Source organism: Bacillus alkalisoli, assembly GCF_002797415.1.
GTDB classification, from domain to species: domain Bacteria; phylum Bacillota; class Bacilli; order Bacillales; family Bacillaceae_I; genus Bacillus_CD; species Bacillus_CD alkalisoli.
In genome coordinates, this window is sequence record NZ_KZ454944.1 from 2,680,887 (window position 1) to 2,702,319 (window position 21,433).

At 34.6% G+C, this 21,433-nt stretch carries 20 protein-coding genes and 2 riboswitches; of the genes, 4 read left to right on the forward strand and 16 right to left on the reverse strand.

The features are described 5' to 3' along the window. Nucleotides 1–141 precede the first annotated feature (141 nt). The 11 genes from cbpA to CDZ89_RS13390 all read right to left on the reverse strand — a co-directional run bounded on the left by cbpA (nucleotide 142) and on the right by CDZ89_RS13390 (nucleotide 11,530). Nucleotides 142–783, reverse strand: a complete 642-nt coding sequence (gene cbpA, locus CDZ89_RS13345) for a cyclic di-AMP binding protein CbpA (protein WP_096154938.1) — start codon at nucleotides 781–783, stop codon at nucleotides 142–144. Nucleotides 784–993: 210 nt separating this feature from the next. Then, nucleotides 994–2,331 carry a CoA-disulfide reductase gene (locus CDZ89_RS13350; RefSeq protein WP_096154939.1) on the reverse strand — a complete coding sequence of 446 codons (1,338 nt, stop codon included), beginning with the start codon at nucleotides 2,329–2,331 and terminating at the stop codon, nucleotides 994–996. 94 nt (nucleotides 2,332–2,425) lie between these two features. Next, nucleotides 2,426–2,584, reverse strand: coding sequence for a hypothetical protein (locus CDZ89_RS19970; RefSeq protein ID WP_176483744.1), 159 nt, complete (start codon nucleotides 2,582–2,584; stop codon nucleotides 2,426–2,428). Between the two features lie 16 nt (nucleotides 2,585–2,600). Further along, a complete protein-coding gene (locus tag CDZ89_RS13355) occupies nucleotides 2,601–3,812 on the reverse strand; it encodes a Ger(x)C family spore germination protein (RefSeq protein ID WP_157842739.1) in 1,212 nt (403 codons plus the stop codon). Continuing rightward, nucleotides 3,812–4,909: a GerAB/ArcD/ProY family transporter gene (locus CDZ89_RS13360; protein ID WP_096154941.1), complete on the reverse strand. Its 1,098-nt coding sequence runs from the start codon at nucleotides 4,907–4,909 to the stop codon at nucleotides 3,812–3,814. Before CDZ89_RS13360 ends, CDZ89_RS13355 begins: the two co-directional genes overlap by 1 nt. Beyond that, on the reverse strand, nucleotides 4,902–6,419 hold the full coding sequence (locus CDZ89_RS13365; RefSeq protein WP_096154942.1) for a spore germination protein: 1,518 nt from the start codon (nucleotides 6,417–6,419) through the stop codon (nucleotides 4,902–4,904). Before CDZ89_RS13365 ends, CDZ89_RS13360 begins: the two co-directional genes overlap by 8 nt. A gap of 220 nt (nucleotides 6,420–6,639) precedes the next feature. Continuing rightward, the gene (locus CDZ89_RS13370; protein ID WP_096154943.1) at nucleotides 6,640–7,182 is read right to left on the reverse strand and encodes a 1,2-dihydroxy-3-keto-5-methylthiopentene dioxygenase; all 543 of its coding nucleotides are present in this window, start codon (nucleotides 7,180–7,182) and stop codon (nucleotides 6,640–6,642) included. Between the two features lie 13 nt (nucleotides 7,183–7,195). After that, the gene (locus tag CDZ89_RS13375) at nucleotides 7,196–7,828 is read right to left on the reverse strand and encodes a methylthioribulose 1-phosphate dehydratase (protein ID WP_096154944.1); all 633 of its coding nucleotides are present in this window, start codon (nucleotides 7,826–7,828) and stop codon (nucleotides 7,196–7,198) included. Continuing rightward, nucleotides 7,825–8,484 carry a 2-hydroxy-3-keto-5-methylthiopentenyl-1-phosphate phosphatase gene (locus CDZ89_RS13380; protein WP_096154945.1) on the reverse strand — a complete coding sequence of 220 codons (660 nt, stop codon included), beginning with the start codon at nucleotides 8,482–8,484 and terminating at the stop codon, nucleotides 7,825–7,827. The genes CDZ89_RS13375 and CDZ89_RS13380 overlap by 4 nt, the downstream gene beginning before the upstream one ends. After that, a complete protein-coding gene (gene mtnW, locus CDZ89_RS13385) occupies nucleotides 8,481–9,716 on the reverse strand; it encodes a 2,3-diketo-5-methylthiopentyl-1-phosphate enolase (protein WP_096154946.1) in 1,236 nt (411 codons plus the stop codon). Before mtnW ends, CDZ89_RS13380 begins: the two co-directional genes overlap by 4 nt. A 440-nt stretch (nucleotides 9,717–10,156) precedes the next feature. After that, nucleotides 10,157–10,263: riboswitch (SAM riboswitch) on the reverse strand. Nucleotides 10,264–10,357: 94 nt separating this feature from the next. Next, on the reverse strand, nucleotides 10,358–11,530 hold the full coding sequence (locus CDZ89_RS13390; protein ID WP_096154947.1) for a pyridoxal phosphate-dependent aminotransferase: 1,173 nt from the start codon (nucleotides 11,528–11,530) through the stop codon (nucleotides 10,358–10,360). A 99-nt stretch (nucleotides 11,531–11,629) separates the two neighbouring features. Here CDZ89_RS13390 and CDZ89_RS13395 point away from each other — a divergent pair, with 99 nt between their 5' ends. Next, nucleotides 11,630–12,412 carry a carbon-nitrogen family hydrolase gene (locus tag CDZ89_RS13395; protein ID WP_100333810.1) on the forward strand — a complete coding sequence of 261 codons (783 nt, stop codon included), beginning with the start codon at nucleotides 11,630–11,632 and terminating at the stop codon, nucleotides 12,410–12,412. Between the two features lie 58 nt (nucleotides 12,413–12,470). Here the strand turns inward: CDZ89_RS13395 and cspD are convergent, their stop codons facing one another. Continuing rightward, nucleotides 12,471–12,668: a cold-shock protein CspD gene (gene cspD / locus CDZ89_RS13400; protein WP_096154949.1), complete on the reverse strand. Its 198-nt coding sequence runs from the start codon at nucleotides 12,666–12,668 to the stop codon at nucleotides 12,471–12,473. 337 nt (nucleotides 12,669–13,005) lie between these two features. Then, a riboswitch (SAM riboswitch) is annotated at nucleotides 13,006–13,165 on the forward strand. Between the two features lie 132 nt (nucleotides 13,166–13,297). Between cspD and mtnK the strand changes: the two genes are divergently transcribed. Both mtnK and mtnA read left to right on the forward strand, forming a co-directional pair. Continuing rightward, nucleotides 13,298–14,506 carry an S-methyl-5-thioribose kinase gene (mtnK, locus tag CDZ89_RS13405; protein ID WP_096154950.1) on the forward strand — a complete coding sequence of 403 codons (1,209 nt, stop codon included), beginning with the start codon at nucleotides 13,298–13,300 and terminating at the stop codon, nucleotides 14,504–14,506. A 1-nt stretch (nucleotide 14,507) separates the two neighbouring features. Further along, nucleotides 14,508–15,554, forward strand: a complete 1,047-nt coding sequence (mtnA, locus tag CDZ89_RS13410) for an S-methyl-5-thioribose-1-phosphate isomerase (protein ID WP_096154951.1) — start codon at nucleotides 14,508–14,510, stop codon at nucleotides 15,552–15,554. A 51-nt stretch (nucleotides 15,555–15,605) separates the two neighbouring features. On the opposite strand, the gene CDZ89_RS13415 is transcribed toward mtnA, so the two are convergent. The 3 genes from CDZ89_RS13415 to CDZ89_RS13425 all read right to left on the reverse strand — a co-directional run bounded on the left by CDZ89_RS13415 (nucleotide 15,606) and on the right by CDZ89_RS13425 (nucleotide 19,276). Beyond that, complete coding sequence (locus tag CDZ89_RS13415; RefSeq protein ID WP_096154952.1) at nucleotides 15,606–16,193, reverse strand: DUF2087 domain-containing protein; 588 nt, start codon at nucleotides 16,191–16,193, stop codon at nucleotides 15,606–15,608. A 688-nt stretch (nucleotides 16,194–16,881) separates the two neighbouring features. After that, a complete protein-coding gene (locus tag CDZ89_RS13420) occupies nucleotides 16,882–17,367 on the reverse strand; it encodes a methylated-DNA--[protein]-cysteine S-methyltransferase (protein WP_096154953.1) in 486 nt (161 codons plus the stop codon). Nucleotides 17,368–17,371: 4 nt separating this feature from the next. Continuing rightward, nucleotides 17,372–19,276 (reverse strand): PAS domain-containing sensor histidine kinase, encoded by a 1,905-nt coding sequence (locus CDZ89_RS13425; RefSeq protein ID WP_096154954.1) that lies wholly within the window; start codon nucleotides 19,274–19,276, stop codon nucleotides 17,372–17,374. A gap of 216 nt (nucleotides 19,277–19,492) precedes the next feature. On the opposite strand from CDZ89_RS13425, the gene CDZ89_RS13430 reads away from it, so the two are divergent. Continuing rightward, nucleotides 19,493–21,238: a B12-binding domain-containing radical SAM protein gene (locus CDZ89_RS13430; protein ID WP_096154955.1), complete on the forward strand. Its 1,746-nt coding sequence runs from the start codon at nucleotides 19,493–19,495 to the stop codon at nucleotides 21,236–21,238. A gap of 24 nt (nucleotides 21,239–21,262) precedes the next feature. On the opposite strand, the gene CDZ89_RS19975 is transcribed toward CDZ89_RS13430, so the two are convergent. After that, nucleotides 21,263–21,430 (reverse strand): hypothetical protein, encoded by a 168-nt coding sequence (locus tag CDZ89_RS19975; protein WP_176483745.1) that lies wholly within the window; start codon nucleotides 21,428–21,430, stop codon nucleotides 21,263–21,265. Nucleotides 21,431–21,433 lie beyond the last annotated feature (3 nt).

Below are 21,433 nucleotides of genomic sequence, written 5' to 3' on the forward strand. Positions count from 1 at the left end.
TATATTAAATAATAGGTTGAATATTCGTTTTTCGTTTAGTAATTGTACATTATGAAACTCACCCAAGTATTTGTATATTAGATAATACTCTTTAATAAAATCTTGTTTAATACAATCAAATTATCTACCAAGATCTTTGTTTTATTGCTGTGGATCAATCTCATCGATATGCGTTACTCTAAATTCGCCTTTATCTTCTAACTTCTTCACAATATTCTTCACTTTTTCTTCGGTTAATTCTTCAGGTAAGTTAATAATAATACGGCGTAAGTATTTTTCACCGTTATCTAACGTTAACATTCCATCAATATTCACATCTTTTAGTAAAGATACTAAATCTTTAATAGCACCTTTATGTTCGATCGTCGCAACTGTTAATGTATAGCCTCCTGTTTTCATTCCGAAAGAGTCGGCAAGTACGTCCATTACGTTTGCGTGTGTTAAAATTCCGATAAACTCTTCATTTTCATTTAATACTGCTATGAATGGTAGACGTTTAATCGTGAAAAAAGCTTTAAAGAAGGAATCTTCTTCATATATATATGCATCATTGTTTATAACTAAGCTCGAAACGGAGTCTTGTTCCGTTCCTTTCTTTTCATATAAATAGTCTAATAAATGAACTTTATAAACAAAGCCTTCAAATTTTCTTCCGTTGTCTGATAAGACCGGTATACAACGATAGCCTGTGTCTTTAATTGTGTCGTATGCTTGTTTTACTGTAAATGTTGGTTCGCAATGCTTAACATCGTGTTTTGGCACGAAATTGTAGCGAATTTTCATTGCTTTCACTCCCCTAAATTATGCTGCATAGTTAATATATTTATTATGAAAAAAAATATGAATCCTATTTTAAAATTATCATAAATATCCATAAAGGTAAAGAAAATTCATAATATTTGTACTTTTGTTACGTAATACTTTTTGTACAATTTAATTATAGTATATTTCCTTTGTGAAATAGTGAACAATTGTTAAATATTTATGAAAAATTTATTTTGCTGCATTTGCTGCAACTTGTACTGCATCCCAAACTGTAGCATATGGCGGAGCATAACTTAAATCTAGCATGCCAATTTCGTCCGTTGTTAATTTACAAGTAATTGCAGTAGCTAGTACGTCTATTCTTTTTGCAATCCCTTTATCTTTACCAACCAATTGTGCTCCAATAACTCGTTTCGTCTTTTTCTCCCACAATAACTTTACATGAATTTTTTCCGCATTCGGATAATAACTAGCATGACCATTTGTCTCTACTGTAATTGTTCCGAAATCAATGTTCTCTTCTTTTGCTACTTTCTCTGTTATCCCTGTCATCGCAGCAGTCCAGTCTAATATTTTCAATACATTTGTTCCTAAAATACCGTTAAACTCTGTTTTCATACCATTAATATTATATGCTGCAATTCTTCCATGTTTATTCGCAGTTGTACCTAAACCTATGTTTACTGGTTTTTGTAAAATTAGATGATTGCTTGTAGCACAATCACCTGCAGCAAATATATCCTTAATGCTCGATTCTTGGTGTTTATTTACTATAATTGCCCCATTATCAAGCATATCTATTCCAGTATTTTTAAGAAATTCGGTATTCGGTTTATTGCCAATATTAACGATTACTGCATCTACTTCATACTCACTTTTATTTGTGATTACTTTCTTTACTGCATTTTCCAGGCAAACTAGTTCTCTTACTTCTTCACCTAGAGCAAAAGATGCTACATCTGAAACACCCTTTTCTATTATATTCGCCAATTCAGAATCGAAGTTTCCTAAAACTTGATTATTTAATCCCACCATGATAACATCTTTTTTTAATTCAACCATTGTCTCTAAAAGCTCCATGCCTATATAGCCAACGCCAATAATTAATACTTTTTTGATACTCTCTTGTTGAAAAAACTTTCTCATATTTATTCCATCACGTAACGTTTTTAATGTAAAAACATTGTTCGCATCTTTTGGTACGAACGGAGGTACGACTGGCTTGGATCCTGTCGCAATAAGTAGTTTATCGTACTGAATATTTTCTGTTTCAATTGTCTTTAAATTCTTGACCGTTACGCTTTTTTGTTCTGCATTAACCTCAATTACTTCTGTGTGCAAATGTACATGTATATTTCTTTTTTCAAAATCTTCAACTGAACGTGCTAACAATTCCTCATGTGTTTCTGTCACACCAGATATGTAGTATGGTAATCCACACGCACCATATGAAACATGTTCATCTTTTTCAAATACAGTTATTTTCAAGTCTTCGTTTAGTCTTCTAAGTTTGGATGCTGCACTCATTCCACCTGCTACTCCACCTATTATGACAACATGCTCCAAATAATCCCCTCCAGTAATCTCATTGAATATCCATACCCGAATTTCAAGAAAAGCATAGGTGTTCGAAAAAAATGGTGCCTTTAGAAGGCACCATTTATCTCCATTCGATATAAAATGGAAGAACCGCTAAGCTCCCACATATTAACATTACTATACATACACTTGCAAATTTATATCCTTCTTTCCAGATTCTTCTACTGTAGAAAAATGTATAGACAATTAATAGAATAGCAATTAGTGACATCCAAAACATCTTTATCACCTACTTTTTATTCATTATGAACGGAGTTTAAATGTTTACCGAAACGATCAATCGTAACATCATACTTCACATTTACATTTGACTCGCTATAAAGTTTTGACCAGTCTTGTTTTTCATATTCATCCCAAGTCCAAAATTTTTGTCTTGCAATGGCCGCCCACAAAAATGGTTCTGCTTGATATGCTTGTTGGGTTTTTGTAATTAACTTCTTTGTAGAGGATTCTAATTCATTTTCAAATGAAGCTACTAGCTTTCTTTGATACTCTTTTTTCTCTACATAGTTTTTCCCACTTGGAATATGTAATACTTGTACCGTTAGTGGGACAACAACGTTCAATTCTTTTGAATCCTTGTTAAGCTCAACTTTAGGCGATTTTGTTTTCAGGATTCGAACTGTTACTTGGTGCGAGGGTGCTAGAGGGTCTCGAAAACTAGATAACATTGTATCCACTTTAGCATACGGCCTTAATAATAAGGCTATTCTTGTTTCCTCACCATCTAATACACCAACCATATGTCCCTGATGAAATATCGCAGAACCTATCATTTGTGTTGGATTGCCACCCTCTTTTTCTACTTCACCAGCAATATAATTTGCACTAACTTTTTGCTTTGGCTCAAAAACCGTGGAAGTCGCATAAATGGATAAAAACAATCCTCCTTCACCTTCGGAAGATTGTAAATATCTATTCAATGTAGCTTCAGGCATTAATCCTGTTTGTTCCCATCGTTTTACCATTCTCTCATAAAACTTATGTGTTCTTGGCTCTAATTTAGGATCGTTTGACTTAATAAAATCAGAAGCCTTTTCTCTCGTGACGATTATGTTTAAATCTCTTCTTACTTGTCTGTCTCTTAAAAATGCTTCTAATATATGTTCGAATTCTTTCGTTCTTGCTAAATCTTCGCTAATAATAATATCTTTTAAGTGGGAATACTGAATATCTTTTGTTACGGATACATTCGCTAATTCTCTAGCTATTAATATATCTGGCGCTGTTAACGTAATAACTTCAGCTGAGTCATCATCTTTACCCATTGTCATAGGAGACCCTTCTCTCACATTAGCCATTTCTAACGTAACCTCTAACAATCCTTTTTTCCCTCTATCCAAACCTATGGAAATTGGAAATGCAAATTCTGTTACTTCTCCACGGTCCCAGCATCCTGCTATCGGTATTACAAATAGGAAAGCGACGATTATTTTAAGTAATTTCATTAACCTTCTCCTCCGCTTTTCACTTGATCTACCACCCATAATATAAGAGGTAATCCTAATAGTAATAGCCAATTCGAGTGATACAAGACGTTATTTTGCAAAAACAAAACAGAATCACTATTGGCAACCGGAAGTAATGCAAGAAAGAATACAACTCCAGCAAAAGGCAAAATTAATGGCTCAAATTCTTTAATTCGTAGTGTAGATGTAAACGTAACGGTAGTTAAAAATAAGTAAATAGCTAATCTTGTAATAGCTGCTATTGCCCAGAATCCAATAAAGAAGGCTTCTGTATTTCCGAAAATAGGACCTAAATCAACAATTCGAGCAAGTTGTTGAAAAGGGAAGGCAATGTATTCAATAGAAGGAAAGTCATATAACATTAAATATACGATGTAAAAAACAACTAACTCTGCAGTTGCAATTCCAATACCAATCAAACTTGCCAACTTAAATTCTTTATGACTTCGAACGAAAGGGTATAAAATGGTAAAAAAGATTACTTCTGCAAATAAATAACTGTATTTAGTACTCTTAAACATTAATGGGTAAAACCCTGGTCCCGCCAGAGGGAATATGTTTCTCCATTGTAAACTAGTGAACACTAATAAAATGAGCCCCGCAAAGGCAAGTTTTATGTATGGTACGGTTAACCAAGATGTTCGTCCAATGGCCTCTATGCCTCGATTTGCAATAAACCAACTAATTAGCAAGAAAAGAAACAAAAGGAAAGGTGTTGGTGTTTTTGGAAAGTATAGTGTTCCCATAATATCAGCATGACTTCGAAAATAAATAACAGTAGTCATAAGAATAAAAATAAATAAACAAACTCCAATTAAGAATCCAAAAAATTTCCCTGTAACGATGTAGGAGACTTCAATTAGATTTTTATCTTTATACTTTTTCAACAATGCTATTAACACTAAAACAATGAAAGTAATCATTAATCCAGAAATAATGGGCATCAGCCATGTTGCTGTTTTACCAACAGGGAAAAGAATCGACGGTGTAATATCCGTTTGTTTTAACCCGATGGTAATAAGGATCAATGCAGCAAACTCCCTCGTACCTATTTTCCCATCTGAATGCTTAATCATTTACCCCACCACCTTCAGGCTTTTTGCCTCTTACCTCTTTCAAAGGATAAACGTGTAATGGTCGTAACCACATTTTCCAAAGAGGTGGCCTAACAATCAAATCTTTTGATGAAGGATAATGTGGAGCCATCGGTGAAACAAAAGGAACATCAAACGATTTTAAAGATGCAAGGTATGCCACACAAGCTTGTACACCTATAGCTATCCCGAAAAAGCCGATAAAACTTGCTAAAGCAATAAAGGCAAATCTAGCTATCCTAACAGCAAAAACGAAACTATTCGTTGCGATTGTATAAGATGCTAAACTTGAAAACCCAACCACCGTTACTACAATCGGGCTAATGATTCCTGCTTCAATCGCTGCAATACTAATAATTAATGCCCCGAGAAGAGCAACAATTGGACCATTTTTAGAAGGAAACCGTGTCCCTGCTTCCCGAATGATATCAAAGGTTATTTCGACAAGAATAATTTCAAATATCGCCGGAAAAGGAACTAAATCTCTAGTTGCCGATACTGTCAATAACATATCTGTCGGCAATGCTTCAACATGATAATTTGTTACAGCAATAAAGGTAGCCGGTGCCAAAAGTGCAGCAAAAAATGCTAATAATCTAACAATACGCATTAAATTCCCATATGCCCATCTTTGATAATAGTCTTCTGCCGTATGAAAAAAAGACCAAAAAGTTACCGGCATTACTAAACAATCTGGAGAAGAATCCATTAATAAAACAACATGACCTTCTTTGAGAAAAGCAGCAGCTCTATCAGGTCTCTCTGTTGTTAAAATAGAAGGCACTAACGAATATGGTCTTTCCTCAATATGTTGTTCTAGCATCGGTAAATTTTGAACATTTTCTACTTCAATTTGTGCTATTCTCTCTCTTACTTTTTCCACCAATTCTTCATTTGCTACATCATTTAAATATAAGAGAGCAACCGTATTTTCTTGACCGTAACCTACTTTTACATGTTCTTTCACAAGTTGTGACGTTCTAAGTTGCTTTCTAATGAGAGACGTATTAATAATTTCAGACTCTACAAATGCTTCTTTTGGTCCTTTAAGTACCGTTTCAATTTCAGCGTTTCCTACAGATCGACTTTCAATTGATTTCGTATCAATTGGATAAATAACAGGTTCTCCTTCTATTAAAAGGAGAGATTGTCCACCATTTAAGCAAATCTCCATTTCTTGAAATGAGTGTAGTTCTTTTCTAATAGTCACCGGAGCCAACTCTTTTAACTTACCTAATGTTGTATGGCTATATAATGTATACGTTACAGCCCTATTAAAGGCTGGAATTACTTTTTCAAAAATCTGTTGCTCATTTGCCATGCCACGAATATAAAACAGGACGGCATCCCTGTCTAAAAAAGGAATATAAATATGTTCCATAACGAAATCTGCATTCTTATTACCTAAGAAATATTTATTAATAAGGAATACATTTTCCTCGAAAACATCTGTTAGCTTAGTAACTGTTTCAGTATGATTGGACTTTTCCATATTCTCACCTCTATTTCATCCCGGCTAAAAGTTTTTCTTATTTTCCACCTAATTGGTGGAAATATTCTTTCATGGTGATATTTTGAATAAAAATTGAAGATTTATCGGGGTATTAAATTATATATCCAGGAGCTTTTGACCTTATTTTTTAGGATACAAAAAAGCAAGCCATCCACACATAATATGTGCTAACGGCTTGCTTCAATTTTCAGTCCAACTTTCATTTACCTTCAACTAAGTCGACCTCTTGCTCATAAATCGGTACCCATCCTTCTGTTGTTACAAAGATACGAACGGCTACAACTTTTCTATCTTCCATTAAAGTAAAGTAGTGTCGAACATTTTCTGGAACTGAAATTAAATCTCCTGGCTCAAGTTCTACATCAAAGAAAGATCCATCTTTTCCTTGAATTACAAAGATACCGTGTCCGCTTACGATAAAGCGAACTTCATCGTCTGTATGGTGATGCTCTTGTTGAAAGTTTTTCAGTAGTTGCTCTAAGTTTGGCGTCGCATCTGATAAAGAAATGACATCACTAGCTTGATAACCTCTTCTTGAAGAAATGTCTGTGATCTCATTGGAGAACACCTCTAAAATTTGTTTTTTATCTTCATCTGTTAGAGCAAAGTTTTCTTGTAAATTTTCAGGTAGCTTTTGAATATCCCATTTCTCATAAATTACTTCGTTCTCATCTAAAAACTTCACTACTTCTTCTAATACTTCTAGTCTTTCACTTGTCTCATGTAATCTAATTTTCGCCATTATCATATCCTCCTTATATAGATACTGCTATAGGGTGGTTTAATTTTATAACTCTCAAATGATAAGAAAATAAAAATTCCCACGCTTCCAAGATCCTTTTTGCTTCTGCAGCGTCTTTTCCCCAAGCAGTTATTCCGTGGTTTTCAATTAATACTGCTCCAGCGTCATCCTTAACAAAAGATGAAAATTCATTAGCTAACGTTGGGATATGAGCATGGTTACGTATAATCGGTATAGAAACTTCCGCATTCTCTTCCCAGATACCTAGCGCCTTAATAATTTCTTGCCCCTTAAAACTTGCCTTCCCAGTTTGCTTATAGAGCTCTGAAACAACATTATTATCGACCGTATGAACGTGCAGAACACATCCCGCTTTTGTTTTTTGGTATATATAGGTATGAAGAAGTGTTTCAGCTGACGGTTTCAAATCCGTATCTTCTATTTTTTGTCCATGTTGATCGACTAGTAAAAAGTCATCCAATGTACGTTTTCGCTTATCTTTACCGCTTGCAGTTACTAAAAAGGTTAAAGGTGCTTTTGATACTTTAATGGATAAGTTACCGCTCGTTCCGAAAAACCAATCTCTCGCGGCCAATTCATCTTTAACATCTGCAAGTTCATGCCATTTCTTAATGTAAGTGCTCATACTTTCACCTCAAATCCTTTTAAAATGTTTATTACATCAAAAAATGTTTCAAATGAGTCGTAATGTATATTTAATTCTTTACATTTATCAACCAAGAAGTCACGGGCAATCACTTTATCTGCTATTTTAGCTGCTTGTAAATCTGTTATGGAATCCCCAATAACAATTGTTTCATTATCATCTGATGCTAAACGACGAATCAATGACGGTTTACAACAGCCACAGTTATTTCCACAAGCATTATCACAACTATGCGGCCAAATAATCTTAATATTTTCACCAGTAAAGTCTGATTCGTTGCAATAGATCGTGTCCTCTTCTATGAACCCATTTAGAAGAGGTATGACAAAAAAGTCTATTCCACCTGAAACAATGTAAAGCTCCATTCCAACTTCTTTTACATAAGCAACAAACTCAGCAAAACCTTCACGTATTTCAGCATTTTGTAATATAAAATCAGTTATTTCGTTTCTCTTACTCGAAGGAAGAAGGGAGAATAATGTAGTTACTCCTTCCTTAATAGAAACTTGTTGGCTTAATATTTTATCCTTTACCTGTTCCCACTCAGGTGGGGCAAATTGTTTCATGATGGAGATAATATTATCGCTTCTCGTTATCGTGCCATCGAAGTCACAGAAAATGACTGGCTTTCTCATACTGTTACTTCCCCCCAAAGATGCAACGCTTTCTGTAATTCTTCGTTTTCTTTAGCTGCTTGTTGAAGTGATAAACCATTTTGAACAGCTTCAACAGCTTGACGAAATGCCTTTCCTCCTCCTATGGCACCATCTGGATGGCCGTGAACTCCACCACCTGCATTAATAACACAATCTATTCCGAAATCTTGCATTAAAACTGGTACTAAACCTGGATGTATTCCTGCTGAAGGTACCGGAATTGTTTTCTTCCACATATCGCTATTTGTCAATGATTCATAGATACCAAGAGCTTCCTCTCTTTTTAATGCAACACTTCCATACGGTGATGGGAATAAAGAGAAATCAGCACCTGCGTAGCGAAGTAATTTTCCTAATAGTAAGGAATTTGATATCCCATAAAATTCTGATGGTGTTACTGCACCACTAACAGCTGGATGAGCCATTATTGGAATACCGATTTCCTTATCTTCTGCTAAGCTTTGTAATACATCTAATCCATATGAAAATACGTTAAATAATAAAATATCTGCTCCGTCTTCTGCTGCTCTTTTTGCTTTTTCTTTTAACTCAAATGTTCTTCCTGTTAAATTTACTGCATAACGCGCTCGGTGACCTGTCTCCTCGAAGACTTGCTGTACCACTTCTTTTCCGACTGAAATTCGTTTTACAAATGGAGTTAACTCATTTTCAAACAAAATTTCGTCATCTTTAATGAAATCAACCCCACCTAACGCTTGTTCTCTTAGTTGGTTTGCGACAAAAGTTAAATCTTTTCCTAATACTCCTTTGAAGATGCTCATGATAAATGGTCTATTATAAACTCCCGTGATTTCTCTTAGTCCATCTGCTCCGAATTTAGGACCAGGAAAGTACTTTTTTAATCCCTTACTAAACTCTAAGTCTAGCAGCTTAATTTCTCCATCCAGAGAAAGTTTTCCAAAAACTGTTGTTAGTATCGCTGGGAGATCAGGGCTAAAATTAGCTGCTGGATATTCAATCTTCACAATACCCTTTGTTATTTTTTTTTGAAAATAGTTATCTACTAATTCACTTGTAGGTAAATATTCAACGCCAACAACATTCCCTTTATGTCTTTTTAATTGTTCTTGTTCAATTAGTGGTAGATTTGTCCAAGAACCAACTGTTAATCCAAGGGCGATGGATTCAGCTTTTTTCTCTAAATTACCTTTATGATCATGTATGAGATATGTAGCAACTACTGAACTCATGTTAAACACCTCTTTTTTTTAAATGGCTATGTTAAAGGCCACTGTTGATTTCCGTGCAAGTCTTCGCTTTCCGCGGGCGTGTCTAGGTCTAGCGGCTAGCTCCGCAAGTCTAGCCTTGGCCATCTCGAGGGCAAAGAGCTCCCTCAAGATGGCCCAGTCTTACGCTTGTCGGAGCTGAACGAGCCGCAATCACTTTTCTTGGCGCCGGGAGCCTCCTCGGCGCAAGCGCCTGTGGGGTCTCCCGGTCCTCGCTTCTCCCACAGGACAAGGAAGGCTCCTGAGCGGTGCATCCTTCGTAAGAAAATGCGTATGCATTTTCGAGGCGTCTCAGCCTTGCACGGAAATCAACAGATTAGTTTTTAAATATCAACACAAAGCTTTAACACAACTTAAATATAAAAAACCTCTTCTGGACAAGAAGAGGTTAGGGAACTAACATCCTCTTATCTGTCAGCTACTGCTGCAAGATTTAGCACCGTGCTTAAAATGAATTAAGTCGGTTGCCGGGTTTCATCGGGCTAGTCCCTCCACCTGCTCTTGATAAGAAAATATGAATATATATTGTGCAATTTAATTATTCAGAATTTATAAAATCTACATGTGATTATTACATCATTTTTTCTAATAGTCAATAGTTTTGTTTAAAAAATATTTAACGCTTTAATTCGTTGAACAGCCTCTTCCAATCTTTCAACATCAGTCAATAATCCAACCCGTACGTATCCTTCACCATACGTACCAAAGCCGACTCCTGGTGCCACTACGACATGTGCTTTTTCTAGTAAAAGGTCTGAAAATTGTTGCGAAGTATATCCGTCAGGTACTTTTAACCACGCAAAAAAAGAACCCTCAGGTGAACGAACTTCCCAACCGATTTCAGTCAGCCCACTTACTAAAACATTTCTACGAGTCTCATATACATCCACTAAATCTACAACACATTGTTGAGATTCTAAGAGGGCCGTTGTTGCAGCCTCTTGAATAGCACTAAATAAACTAACGTATAAATGGTCTTGTAATAAGTTAATAGATTCAATGACACTTTGATTTCCAACAGCAAAACCAACTCTCCAACCTGCCATATTAAATGTTTTAGAGAGTGTGTAAATTTCAATCCCAACCTCTTTTGCACCTTTTGTTTGTAAAAAACTTATCGGTCTTTTCCCATCAAAGCCAATCGCACCATAAGCGAAATCGTGCACAACGCAAATATCATGCTCGTTCGCTAAAGCGACAGTTTCATCAAAGAATTCTTGAGTCGCAATAGCACCTGTCGGGTTATTCGGATAGTTTAAAAACATTAGCTTTGCCTTTTGTAGTACGTCTTTACTAACAATAGAGTAATCTGGTAAAAAGTTGTTTTTTTCAAGTAACGGCATATATTCCATTTTTGCACGCGCTATTGCCACACCTGACCAATAGTCAGGGTAACCTGGATCTGGGACTATAACAGTATCCCCATCATTTAATAAACAAGATGGAATTTCCACCAGTCCAGCTTTTCCGCCGAATAATATAGCTACTTCTTTTTCAGGATCTAAATCCACGTTATATTCCCTTTTGTAAAATTTAGCAACTGCCTCTTTAAAAAACGCTTGGCCACGAAATGGGGAATATTTATGGTAGTTTACATTTTCAGTAGCGCTTTGTAACGATTTTACTATATGACTTGGTGTCGGTTGATCAGGATTACCTTGTCCTAGATTAATAACATCATGCCCTTCTTCAACAACTTTTCCTACCTTTTGAACTAAAGATGCAAAAAATTGCTTTGGAAGTTCCTGCAACAGTTTTGACTGTTCGAAATTTTTCATTTTGCACACCTACTTAAAAAATTCTTGAAATACTAGTCACAAATAATATAAGGTTAATAACAAAAAGTAAAGTGTTTTTTGAAAGGAGCATGAAATGTTTTGTGGAAAATCGCATGTATTCAAACTGATATTGTTTTTGGAAGCCCAGAGCAAAATATGCAAAATATAAGAGTAAAAGTGAAAGAAGCCGTTACGAAACTCACACCTGATATCATTGTTTTACCTGAACTATGGAATACTGCCTACGACTTGATTAGGCTTGATGATATTTCAGACGAGGATGGTATAGAAAGCAAACGTTTCTTGTCAGAGTTAGCAAAACAATATCATGTGAAGATTGTTGGAGGTTCTGTAGCGAGAAGATCAACAAAAGGTGTTTATAACACGATGTTTATTTTTGAAGAAAACGGAGAATTTGTAGGAGAATATAGTAAATTACACTTATTTAAATTGATGGATGAACATTTATTTTTACAACCTGGAGAGTTAGATGGGTTATTCGAATTAGATAGTGAACTTTGTGCAGGTATGATCTGCTATGATATTAGATTTCCTGAATGGATTAGGTCCCATACACTGAAAGGTGCAAAAGTTCTGTTCGTCTCAGCTCAATGGCCATTAGCAAGGTTGCATCATTGGCGGACTTTATTATTAGCTCGTGCTATTGAAAATCAATGTTATGTAGTCGCATGTAATCGTGTTGGGTCTGATCCTAACAATGTTTTTGCTGGCCATTCTATGATTATTGATCCTTGGGGAGAGATACTTTCAGAAGGAACGGAAGAAGAAGGTATTATTTACAGTTCTATAGACTTAAGAAAAGTAGATGAAGTACGGGCTCAAATTCCAATTTTTGAAGATAGAAAACCTACTCACTATTAATCTATATAAAGCAAAAGGACTCCTTTAAAGGAGTCCTTTTTTATGATTAGATCATTAATTATTTAGTTACGTTAGCAGCTTGAGGTCCACGAGCTCCATCAACGATTTCGAAAGAAACTTCTTGACCTTCTTCTAAACTTTTGAAACCTTCGCCTTGAATAGCGGAGAAGTGTACGAATACATCGTCTTGACCTTCAACTTCGATGAAACCGAAACCTTTTTCTGCGTTAAACCATTTAACTTTACCTTGTAACATGTTTGTTCCTCCTTGCGGCTTTGTTGCCACGAATAAAGTATTACTATTCTTGCTCGTTCATGCTAACATTTCAAGACGAAAAACCGTGTTTTTGACTTTCCATATATCTATAACCGAACAAAAATAATTAAATTAATAATAACAGAAATAGTTAAAAAATTCAAGGATTAGAACAGAAAGAATATTAGTTTATTTCTCTATTTTTCTATCAGCTTTCTATAACTAAAATATTTTAATTTCAATTCCAAAAAAATATATTGACAATTAACTTAGCTACTTGATAGTATTTTCTCAGTTGCAATTTTAATTTTCAAAAAACTAAAAAATATGAATATGTCTCTTATCAAGAGCAGGTGGAGGGAATTGGCCCGATGAAACCCAGCAACCGATCGTAATACTATTGTGAGATAGGGCGTTTTCACGCCGGAACTTTATGTTCCATAAGACACGGTGCTACTTCCAGCAAAATGTTTATTTGGCATTTTGAAAGATAAGAGGTGTGAAGATTCTGTTCTTCTAACCTCTTTTCGTAATGGAAAGAGGTTTTATTTTTTGTAAAGGGAAAGTAGATATTTCACTTTATAAGTAAACCTCTTCTTTACACAGAGACACGTGTAGGAGGAAATATTATGACCATTTTAACAAAAGAAAACTATGAACCATTAACAGAAAGTAGTGCCGTAACACTCGCGATTAAACTGCGTGTTTTTCCTGAAGGATCAGTACTTCAATGCAGAGAGATTGGAGATGGCAATTTAAATTTAGTTTTTCGTGTGACAAATCAACATGGTAAAGGGATTATTATAAAACAAGCACTTCCATACGCAAAAGTTGTTGGGGAAAGTTGGCCATTAACGCTTAAACGAGCAACAATTGAAAAAAATGCACTACATCAAAGTGCTCAAGTTTGTTCCGAATTTGTTCCCAAAGTTTTTTATTCGGATGAAGATTTAGCAATTACCGTAATGGAGGACTTGTCCCATTTAAGAATTGTTCGGTCTGGACTAATACATGGTGACCGCTTTCCATTATTAGCCGAACATATCGGTGAATATTTAGCAAAAACGTTATTTTTCTCCTCTGATTTTGGAATGAATCAACAAGAGAAAAAAGAATTGCAAAAACAATTTGTAAACCCGGAGCTTTGTAAAATTACTGAAGACCTAGTGTTAACAGATCCATTTTTCCCTTCTGAAACAAACAACTTTGAAATTGACCTGAGGGAAGATGTAGAAAGTCTTTGGAGTGACACAACATTACAACTGGAGGTTGCAAAGTTAAAATACATTTTCTTAACTCGAACAGAATGTTTACTTCATGGTGACTTACATACAGGCAGTATCTTTGCTAGTGCAAGTGAAACGAAAGTAATTGACCCTGAGTTCGCATTTTTCGGTCCTTTTGGTTTTGATATTGGACAGTTTTTCGCAAACTTACTTTTAAATGCACTATCAAAACAAAATTTAGAAAATAAGCAAGTGTTACTTCGCGATATCGAGACAACTTGGAATGTTTTTTGTAAAACGTTTGAAGAACTTTGGATAACGAATAGTGTCGAACATTTCACTAAAACAGAAGGCTATTTCCAACATGTTTTAAACCAAATTTTCACTGACTCTATCGGATTTGCCGGCTGTGAAATAATTCGAAGAACGATTGGATTAGCTCATGTAGCTGATTTAGATGGAATAGAGAACGTACACAATCGAATTACAGCAAAAAAAGTTGCAATTTATGTTGGTAGGTCTCTTGTAACAAATAGAAATAATATTAACTCAATTGAGCAACTAGTTGCACATTATTTAAATATAGATTCACATCACAAAGGAGTAATATAGTATGAGTAGTATTACAGCAATCCCTCTTTCAGTTGAGTGGAAAGAAGATCACATCCGTTTATTAAACCAGCAAAAACTACCGCTAGAAACTGAGTATTTAGAGCTAGTTACAATTCAAGATGTTTGGGAGGCTATCTTTTCACTGAAAGTTCGAGGTGCACCAGCTATAGGTATTACAGCAGCATATGGATTAGCTTTAGCTGCCCAAACAGTAGAAACAGAAAGTCTCTCAGATTTTTTTCTTGAGGTCGAAAAAAACAGTGAATTTTTAGCAAGTTCCCGTCCGACTGCAGTTAATCTAACTTGGGCTCTTAACCGTTTATCACAATCTATCAAACATACTGTCTCTGTAAATGAAGCAAAAACGAAACTAATACACGAAGCCATTAACATTCAACTAGAAGATGAAGCCGTTTGTCGTCAAATAGGTGAATATGGCTTGTCGCTTTTCCAAAAAGGAGATCGAATACTAACCATTTGTAATGCCGGTACTATCGCTACAGCTCGTTATGGTACAGCGTTAGCTCCATTTTATCTTGCAAAGGAAAGAGATCTCCCATTAAGTGTTTTTGCTTGTGAAACAAGACCAGTGCTTCAAGGAGCTCGTTTAACTACTTGGGAATTGCAACAAGCCGGTGTTGACGTTACATTAATTACGGATAGTATGGCTGCCCATACAATTAAGACGAAAAAGATAAACGCTGTTATTGTCGGAGCAGATCGTATTACAGCTAATGGAGATACTGCGAACAAAATAGGTACATATGGCCTTGCCTTGTTGGCCAAAGCTTTTGACATTCCATTTTACGTGGCTGCTCCAAGCTCTACTTTTGATTTGTCTAAAAAATCAGGCGAACTTATTCCTATCGAAGAGAGAGATAGTCGCGAAGTAACCTTTGTCGGAAATGTTCAAATCGCTCCAGAAGGAATCCCCGTCTTTAACCCAGCATTTGACGTAACGCCAAATGGACTGATTACTGCTATCATAACGGAGAACGGAATCATCTCTGGAGATTATATGGAGGAAATACCAAAGTTCATTAAATAAACATTTATATGTAAAGGAGCTTCCAAGTTGGACTATATTGGAAGCTCTATTTTACGATTCAATTTTTGCCCACATCTCTTTAGGATTTAATTCGTAAATACCACTTTCACGGTTCATGTAATGATTAATAATGAACTCACGACGAATGGTTGCATAGTCATCATGAAACTTCTTAATATGTTCATTTATTTGAATTTCTGTGTACTTAATCCCCAGTTGTAATTCTTCTAAAATATGTTCAAAGATTATTAGTTTTTTCTTCCTTTGTGCAGGTATTGTCTTTAGCTTACCATTTGGTAATATGAAGTTTTGTAAGATTTGTTCGTTATCATTCTTTTTAGCCATTTCTTCTTCCTCCCCTTTACTTCTTTTCAACACATTTAACAATGCATCATTATATTGAAGCAAGCTTTTCTCATTAATGAAATAATAGATTGTATTTTTATCTCGACGCTCTCTAATTAAGCTAGACTCCTTTAACTTGCTTATATGATGCGACACAGTCGGTGGTGTCACACCTAATTTTTCTGCAAGTTGTTGACCAGACATAGTTCTGTTTGCTGCTAACATGATTAATAGCTTGATTCTTGTTTTGTCCCCAATCGTTTTATAAAAGTTCACCATTCTGTCTAATTGCACTTTTTACACCTCCAACTAATTAGATAACTATTTAATTAGATGATAATCTAATCACTTGAACAATTCAATAGTTTCTTTTCATTTTCCTCAAAATTTCAGCTTTTTCTTGCTCGTTTATGATATTAATTTTCGCAAAGATAGAAGCATAAAAGGTGACCAATTTTCCACGTCTCATCGTATTCCCCTCCGTTCTTATAGTAATCATGTTGATATTGAGGCTTTGTTTCCTTAAGGCAACTTTTTTTCTCTAAGTAAATTATATGATGGATATTCAGAGATTAAACTTGTCCAATAAAAAAAGATAGAAGCCAATACATTATTAATTTTTTTGGTACATCTACTTTGTTTATGCCAATTTGTGATTCAATTTCTCTATTTGTGTTTCAATCCTAGAGCATTATAATTCTTTCAATCTTTTCTGTTTCATTTTGCCCTATTTGTATTTCTATCTTATCAGGTTGTGTTACAATTTCTCTATTTGTGTTTCAATCCTAAAGCATTATAATTTTTTTCAATCTTTTCAGTTACGATTTTCCCTACTTGTTTTTCAATCTACCCTAATTGTTTTTCAATACTGTGCTTCAATAAAATTACGTGCAATCTTTATGCTACGCATCAAAGATCAAAATCGATACTCGCATGCGTATCATAATTTAAGCATAAAAAAAAGGCATGCAATATCGCACACCTACACTAACTCTATTCCTTCTAACTTTAATAGCTTTTCTTTAAAATGCGTCTGACTACCAGCGTAACCTATTAATGCTTTGTTTTGTCCGATCACTCGATGGCAAGGAATGATAATCGGGATTTTATTTCGGCGGTTTGCTTGTCCTACTGCTCTAACTGCCTTAGGATTTTGAATAGCATCGGCAATATCTTTATAAGATTTTGTTTCGCCGTAGTTAATTTGTGTTAATGCCTTCCAAACATTAACTTGAAACTCTGTACCATTAAATGTTAATGGTACAGTAAATTCTTTTCTTACTCCAGAGAAGTATTCTAATAGTTGTCGTTCCACTTGTTTTATTAAGTTATGTTCTGGATTTTCCACTACGTTATCGTACTCATTTAACATTTCTTCTTTATCAAAATGAATACTCATCAAAGAATTTTCATCAATTACAATAAATAATCTTTCAAAAATTGGGGCTTTCATTTGATGATAATACATTATGTTAACCTTCCAGCTGTTTATTTTTCATGAGTTTCTGATTTATCGGTAACGTAATGTAGAAGATGGTTCCTTTTCCAACTTCGCTCGTTACCTCGATCGCACCTTCATGTTCTTCAACAATTTTATAACTAACCATTAATCCAAGTCCAGTACCTCGGTCTTTTGTCGTATAAAAAGGCTCGCCTAATTTCTTAATTTTGTCTTCAGGTATTCCGATACCTTGATCTTCAATCGAAACAACTACATGTTCGTTATCTTTACTTTCTACATTTACAGTTATTGTTCCGCCTTTTGGCATTACTTCAAAAGCATTTTTTAATATATTAATAAACACTTGCTTTAATTGTTTCGGCTCACAATATAGTTCTTGCAGGTTTTCCTCATAGTATGTTGCAAACTGGACATCTTCTAAAGTAGCTTGAGCACTCATTAAATCTAACGTTTCTTTCATGATTACTGCCACATTTTTTCTTTGATAAGATGTCGCTTGTGGTTTTGCCAACACTAAAAATTCCGTAATGATAGATTCAATTCGCTTTAACTCAGATGTAATTACATCAAAGTACATGGCATTCGTTTCGTCTTTAGTGCTACTTTGAAGCAATTGAATAAACCCTTTTAAAGCTGTCATTGGATTTCGTATTTCATGGGCAATTCCAGCAGCTAACTCTCCAACTACAGTTAATGTATCGGATTTCTTTAGCTGCTCTTCCATTTCTTTTTTATCCGTAATATCACGGAAAAATGTCATGTTTAGTCCATCTATTACATTTTTCTTTGCCGAAAATTCAAGTAATCTAGTTCCATGTGCGTTTTCACAAATAAATTCTCCACTTAAAGCTCCATATTTCCCACTCTGCACCCATTGTTCTTTCATCTCTTGTTGTTGTTCAATAGGAATATAGTCTGTTAATTTTAGTTCCGTAATTTCTTTTTTGGTTAATCCGATTATTTTGCTTGCATTCGGGTTAGCATCAATAATATTAGCATTTTTATCCCACAACACGATCCCATCTAATGCGTTATCAAATATTCTTCTGAATTTCTGCTCTTTTTCGCGTAAATCTTTCTCCATTTTTCTACGTTCACTAACATTACGGAAGATGACCATATTGTATCCATCAATAATTCCTTTGTTTGCCGTAAACTCTAATAATTTCTTTTGACCATTTGGCATTAAAAACTCTAACTCGTCTCTAATTTCTCCTCTATTTTTAAACTCTGCTATTATATTGTTTACTTTTTGCTCGTATGTTTGTTGCACAAAACCTTTAAGGTTTCCCTCAATAAGATAATTTAGCGGTAGTTCAAACGTTCTGCTAGCTGCAGGATTCGCTCGAACAATATTACACTTATTATCTATTAATACAATTGCATCAAGAGCATGTTCAAACATTGCACGGAACCTTTCTTCGCTTTTTTGCAATTGATTTTCCATTGAACGTTTTTCTGTCACGTCTCTTAAAATAGCTAAATAATAATCATCATATACATTCGCAGTAATGGTAAACTCAAATCTTTTCCTATTTCCGTTTTGCAATAAAACTGGCAATTCTCCTCTTACTTTTCCATTACTATCAAGAAGTTTCCACATCTTTTCAATTTTATATAAGTATTGCTCTTCTACAAATTGCTCCAATTCATATTTTTGAAAATCTTGCTTATTTAAAGAAAAGCTAGAACAAAATGCTGGATTCATATCAATAAATTTACCGTCTCGATCAAAAACAGCGATGGAATCTACGGCACGATAGAAAACATCTTGGTACATGTGCTTTGATTTTGCATGATCAATCACATTTTTTAGCATGATGTTTTCCTGTTTTGATTTTTCCAACTCTTTTTCAAGTACTTCTAATCTATTTTGTAATTGTATCATATCCTCTTTAAAAAGTTGCTGAACCATTTTACCTTTTCACCCACTTCACTTTAGGTCTCCTACTACATTAAATTCTTCAATATTACAAAAATTCCTTTAATAAACTAAAATTTGATATATTTTTACTAGTTTATTGTATTTTTTTAGGTACACCTGTTGAAATGGGAATATGTTTTTTTCTTATATATCATTAAATATGTTAAAATATATAGGTTAATCTTCAAAAGTAGGAGTAGTTAAATAATGAAAACAATCGTTTCAACATTAAATGCAAAATACATCCATACTAATATTGCTATAAGATATTTAAAGGCATATGCCAAACCAGAATATGATGTAGAAATTGTAGAATACACTATTAAAGACCCTGCAATGAATATCGTTTCCGACCTTATACAACGTAATCCAGACATTATCGGATTTAGTTGTTATATATGGAATATTGAAGAAACGATTAAAGTAATAAACATGTTAAAGAAAATCAATCCTGAACTAATAATTGTTTTAGGTGGCCCTGAAGTTACTTATGATGTTTCTTACTGGATAGAAAGACTGACAAATGTGGATTTTATTGTAATTGGAGAAGGCGAAATTACATTTAAGCAGTTATTACATCAATTACATGGTGCAAAAGATTTTTCTTCTATACCTGGTCTAGCTTTCCGTAAAGGAGAAGAAAACTTCATCGTTCCGCAACGGAATAAAGTAGACTTAAAAGAATTACCGTCGCCATTCCGTTTTGAAGAAGATATTCCGCATTTTTCTAAAAGGGTAACGTATATAGAAACTAGTCGAGGTTGTCCATTTAGTTGTCAATTTTGTCTTTCATCCATAGAGGTTGGAGTCCGTTACTTTGACCGCGAAAAGGTTAAAGATGATATTCGATATTTAATGGATCATGGAGCAAAAACAATTAAGTTCGTCGACCGAACATTTAATATCAGTAGAAGTTATGCCATGGAAATGTTTCAGTTCTTAATTGATGAACATAAACCTGGTACTGTTTTTCAATTTGAAATTACTGCAGACATCATGCGTCCTGAAGTTATCCAATTTTTAAATGACCATGCTCCTCGTGGTTTATTCCGATTCGAAATAGGCGTTCAATCTACAAATGACGCGACAAACGAACTTGTTATGCGCAAACAAAACTTTGCTAAGTTAACAAGAACGGTTTCCATGGTAAAAGAAGGGCAAAAAATTGATCAACATTTAGACTTAATCGCTGGATTGCCTGAAGAAGATTACAACAGCTTTAGACAAACTTTTAATGATGTGTTTGCCCTAAGACCTGAAGAGCTGCAATTAGGGTTCTTAAAGATGCTTCGTGGGACTGGATTACGATTACGTGCCCAAGAACATAACTATGTATATATGGATCATTCACCATATGAAATCTTAGGAAATAACGTATTGCCTTTTAATGACATTATAAGGATTAAACAAGTAGAAGATGTTTTGGAGAAATATTGGAACGATCACCGTATGGATGAAACGGTAGAATATTTAGTTTCAAATGTATTTGACTCTCCGTTTGACTTTTTCCAACAGTTCGGTTCATTCTGGGATGAACAAGGATGGGCAAGAATTGGTCACCAACTAGAAGATTTATTCCGTCGTTTGTACCAATTCTTAGAAAATATCAAAGAAGAAGATGAGTTAAAAATATTAGAGAGTTTTATGAAATATGATTATTTATCTAATCAAAAGTTCAAGCCACGTAAACCTTGGTGGGAAGATCGTCTAACAAAAGAAAGTAGAAGTACTATTTACAAAAAGATAATTGCAAATCCGTCCTTATTAGGTGAAAATTTCGCAAGCTTACAATTAAATGAGAAGGAACTATATAAACATACGATGATTGAAAGTTTTTCATTTGACTTACAACAATATGTAGCTACAAATGAATTGAAACAGAATGATTCATATTTATTAGTATACTTTAATCAAGTTGAAAACCGTTCTGAGCTATTTAATTTCTCTATTTAAGCGAAAAATGCTAACGCGATTGCGTTAGCATTTTTTTTTATTCTTTTTTGAAGCGATAGCACCTTCAAAAGCTTTTGCAGCATTCATATCTCCAAGCTCTGGACCAAACTCTTCTTTTAATATATTTTCAGGTACTCCGTGTTGAGGTTTATGGGCTTGCTTTTGTTTTCTTTCTTTCGCTTTTTTGTGCATATT

What these genes read in the sequence shown, in the direction of transcription:
- CDZ89_RS13365 (WP_096154942.1), bottom strand. Translation starts at nt 6,419, where the DNA reads ATGGAAAAGTCCAATCATACTGAAACAGTTACTAAGCTAACAGATGTT.
- CDZ89_RS19970 (WP_176483744.1), bottom strand. Translation starts at nt 2,584, where the DNA reads ATGTTTTGGATGTCACTAATTGCTATTCTATTAATTGTCTATACATTT.
- CDZ89_RS13360 (WP_096154941.1), bottom strand. Translation starts at nt 4,909, where the DNA reads ATGATTAAGCATTCAGATGGGAAAATAGGTACGAGGGAGTTTGCTGCA.
- CDZ89_RS13420 (WP_096154953.1), bottom strand. Translation starts at nt 17,367, where the DNA reads ATGTATTATCATCAAATGAAAGCCCCAATTTTTGAAAGATTATTTATT.
- CDZ89_RS13375 (WP_096154944.1), bottom strand. Translation starts at nt 7,828, where the DNA reads ATGAGCACTTACATTAAGAAATGGCATGAACTTGCAGATGTTAAAGAT.
- cbpA (WP_096154938.1), bottom strand. Translation starts at nt 783, where the DNA reads ATGAAAATTCGCTACAATTTCGTGCCAAAACACGATGTTAAGCATTGC.
- CDZ89_RS13390 (WP_096154947.1), bottom strand. Translation starts at nt 11,530, where the DNA reads ATGAAAAATTTCGAACAGTCAAAACTGTTGCAGGAACTTCCAAAGCAA.
- CDZ89_RS13380 (WP_096154945.1), bottom strand. Translation starts at nt 8,484, where the DNA reads ATGAGAAAGCCAGTCATTTTCTGTGACTTCGATGGCACGATAACGAGA.
- mtnK (WP_096154950.1), top strand. Translation starts at nt 13,298, where the DNA reads ATGACCATTTTAACAAAAGAAAACTATGAACCATTAACAGAAAGTAGT.
- CDZ89_RS13370 (WP_096154943.1), bottom strand. Translation starts at nt 7,182, where the DNA reads ATGGCGAAAATTAGATTACATGAGACAAGTGAAAGACTAGAAGTATTA.
- CDZ89_RS13430 (WP_096154955.1), top strand. Translation starts at nt 19,493, where the DNA reads ATGAAAACAATCGTTTCAACATTAAATGCAAAATACATCCATACTAAT.
- mtnW (WP_096154946.1), bottom strand. Translation starts at nt 9,716, where the DNA reads ATGAGTTCAGTAGTTGCTACATATCTCATACATGATCATAAAGGTAAT.
- mtnA (WP_096154951.1), top strand. Translation starts at nt 14,508, where the DNA reads ATGAGTAGTATTACAGCAATCCCTCTTTCAGTTGAGTGGAAAGAAGAT.
- CDZ89_RS13355 (WP_157842739.1), bottom strand. Translation starts at nt 3,812, where the DNA reads ATGAAATTACTTAAAATAATCGTCGCTTTCCTATTTGTAATACCGATA.
- cspD (WP_096154949.1), bottom strand. Translation starts at nt 12,668, where the DNA reads ATGTTACAAGGTAAAGTTAAATGGTTTAACGCAGAAAAAGGTTTCGGT.
- CDZ89_RS13425 (WP_096154954.1), bottom strand. Translation starts at nt 19,276, where the DNA reads ATGGTTCAGCAACTTTTTAAAGAGGATATGATACAATTACAAAATAGA.
- CDZ89_RS19975 (WP_176483745.1), bottom strand. Translation starts at nt 21,430, where the DNA reads ATGCACAAAAAAGCGAAAGAAAGAAAACAAAAGCAAGCCCATAAACCT.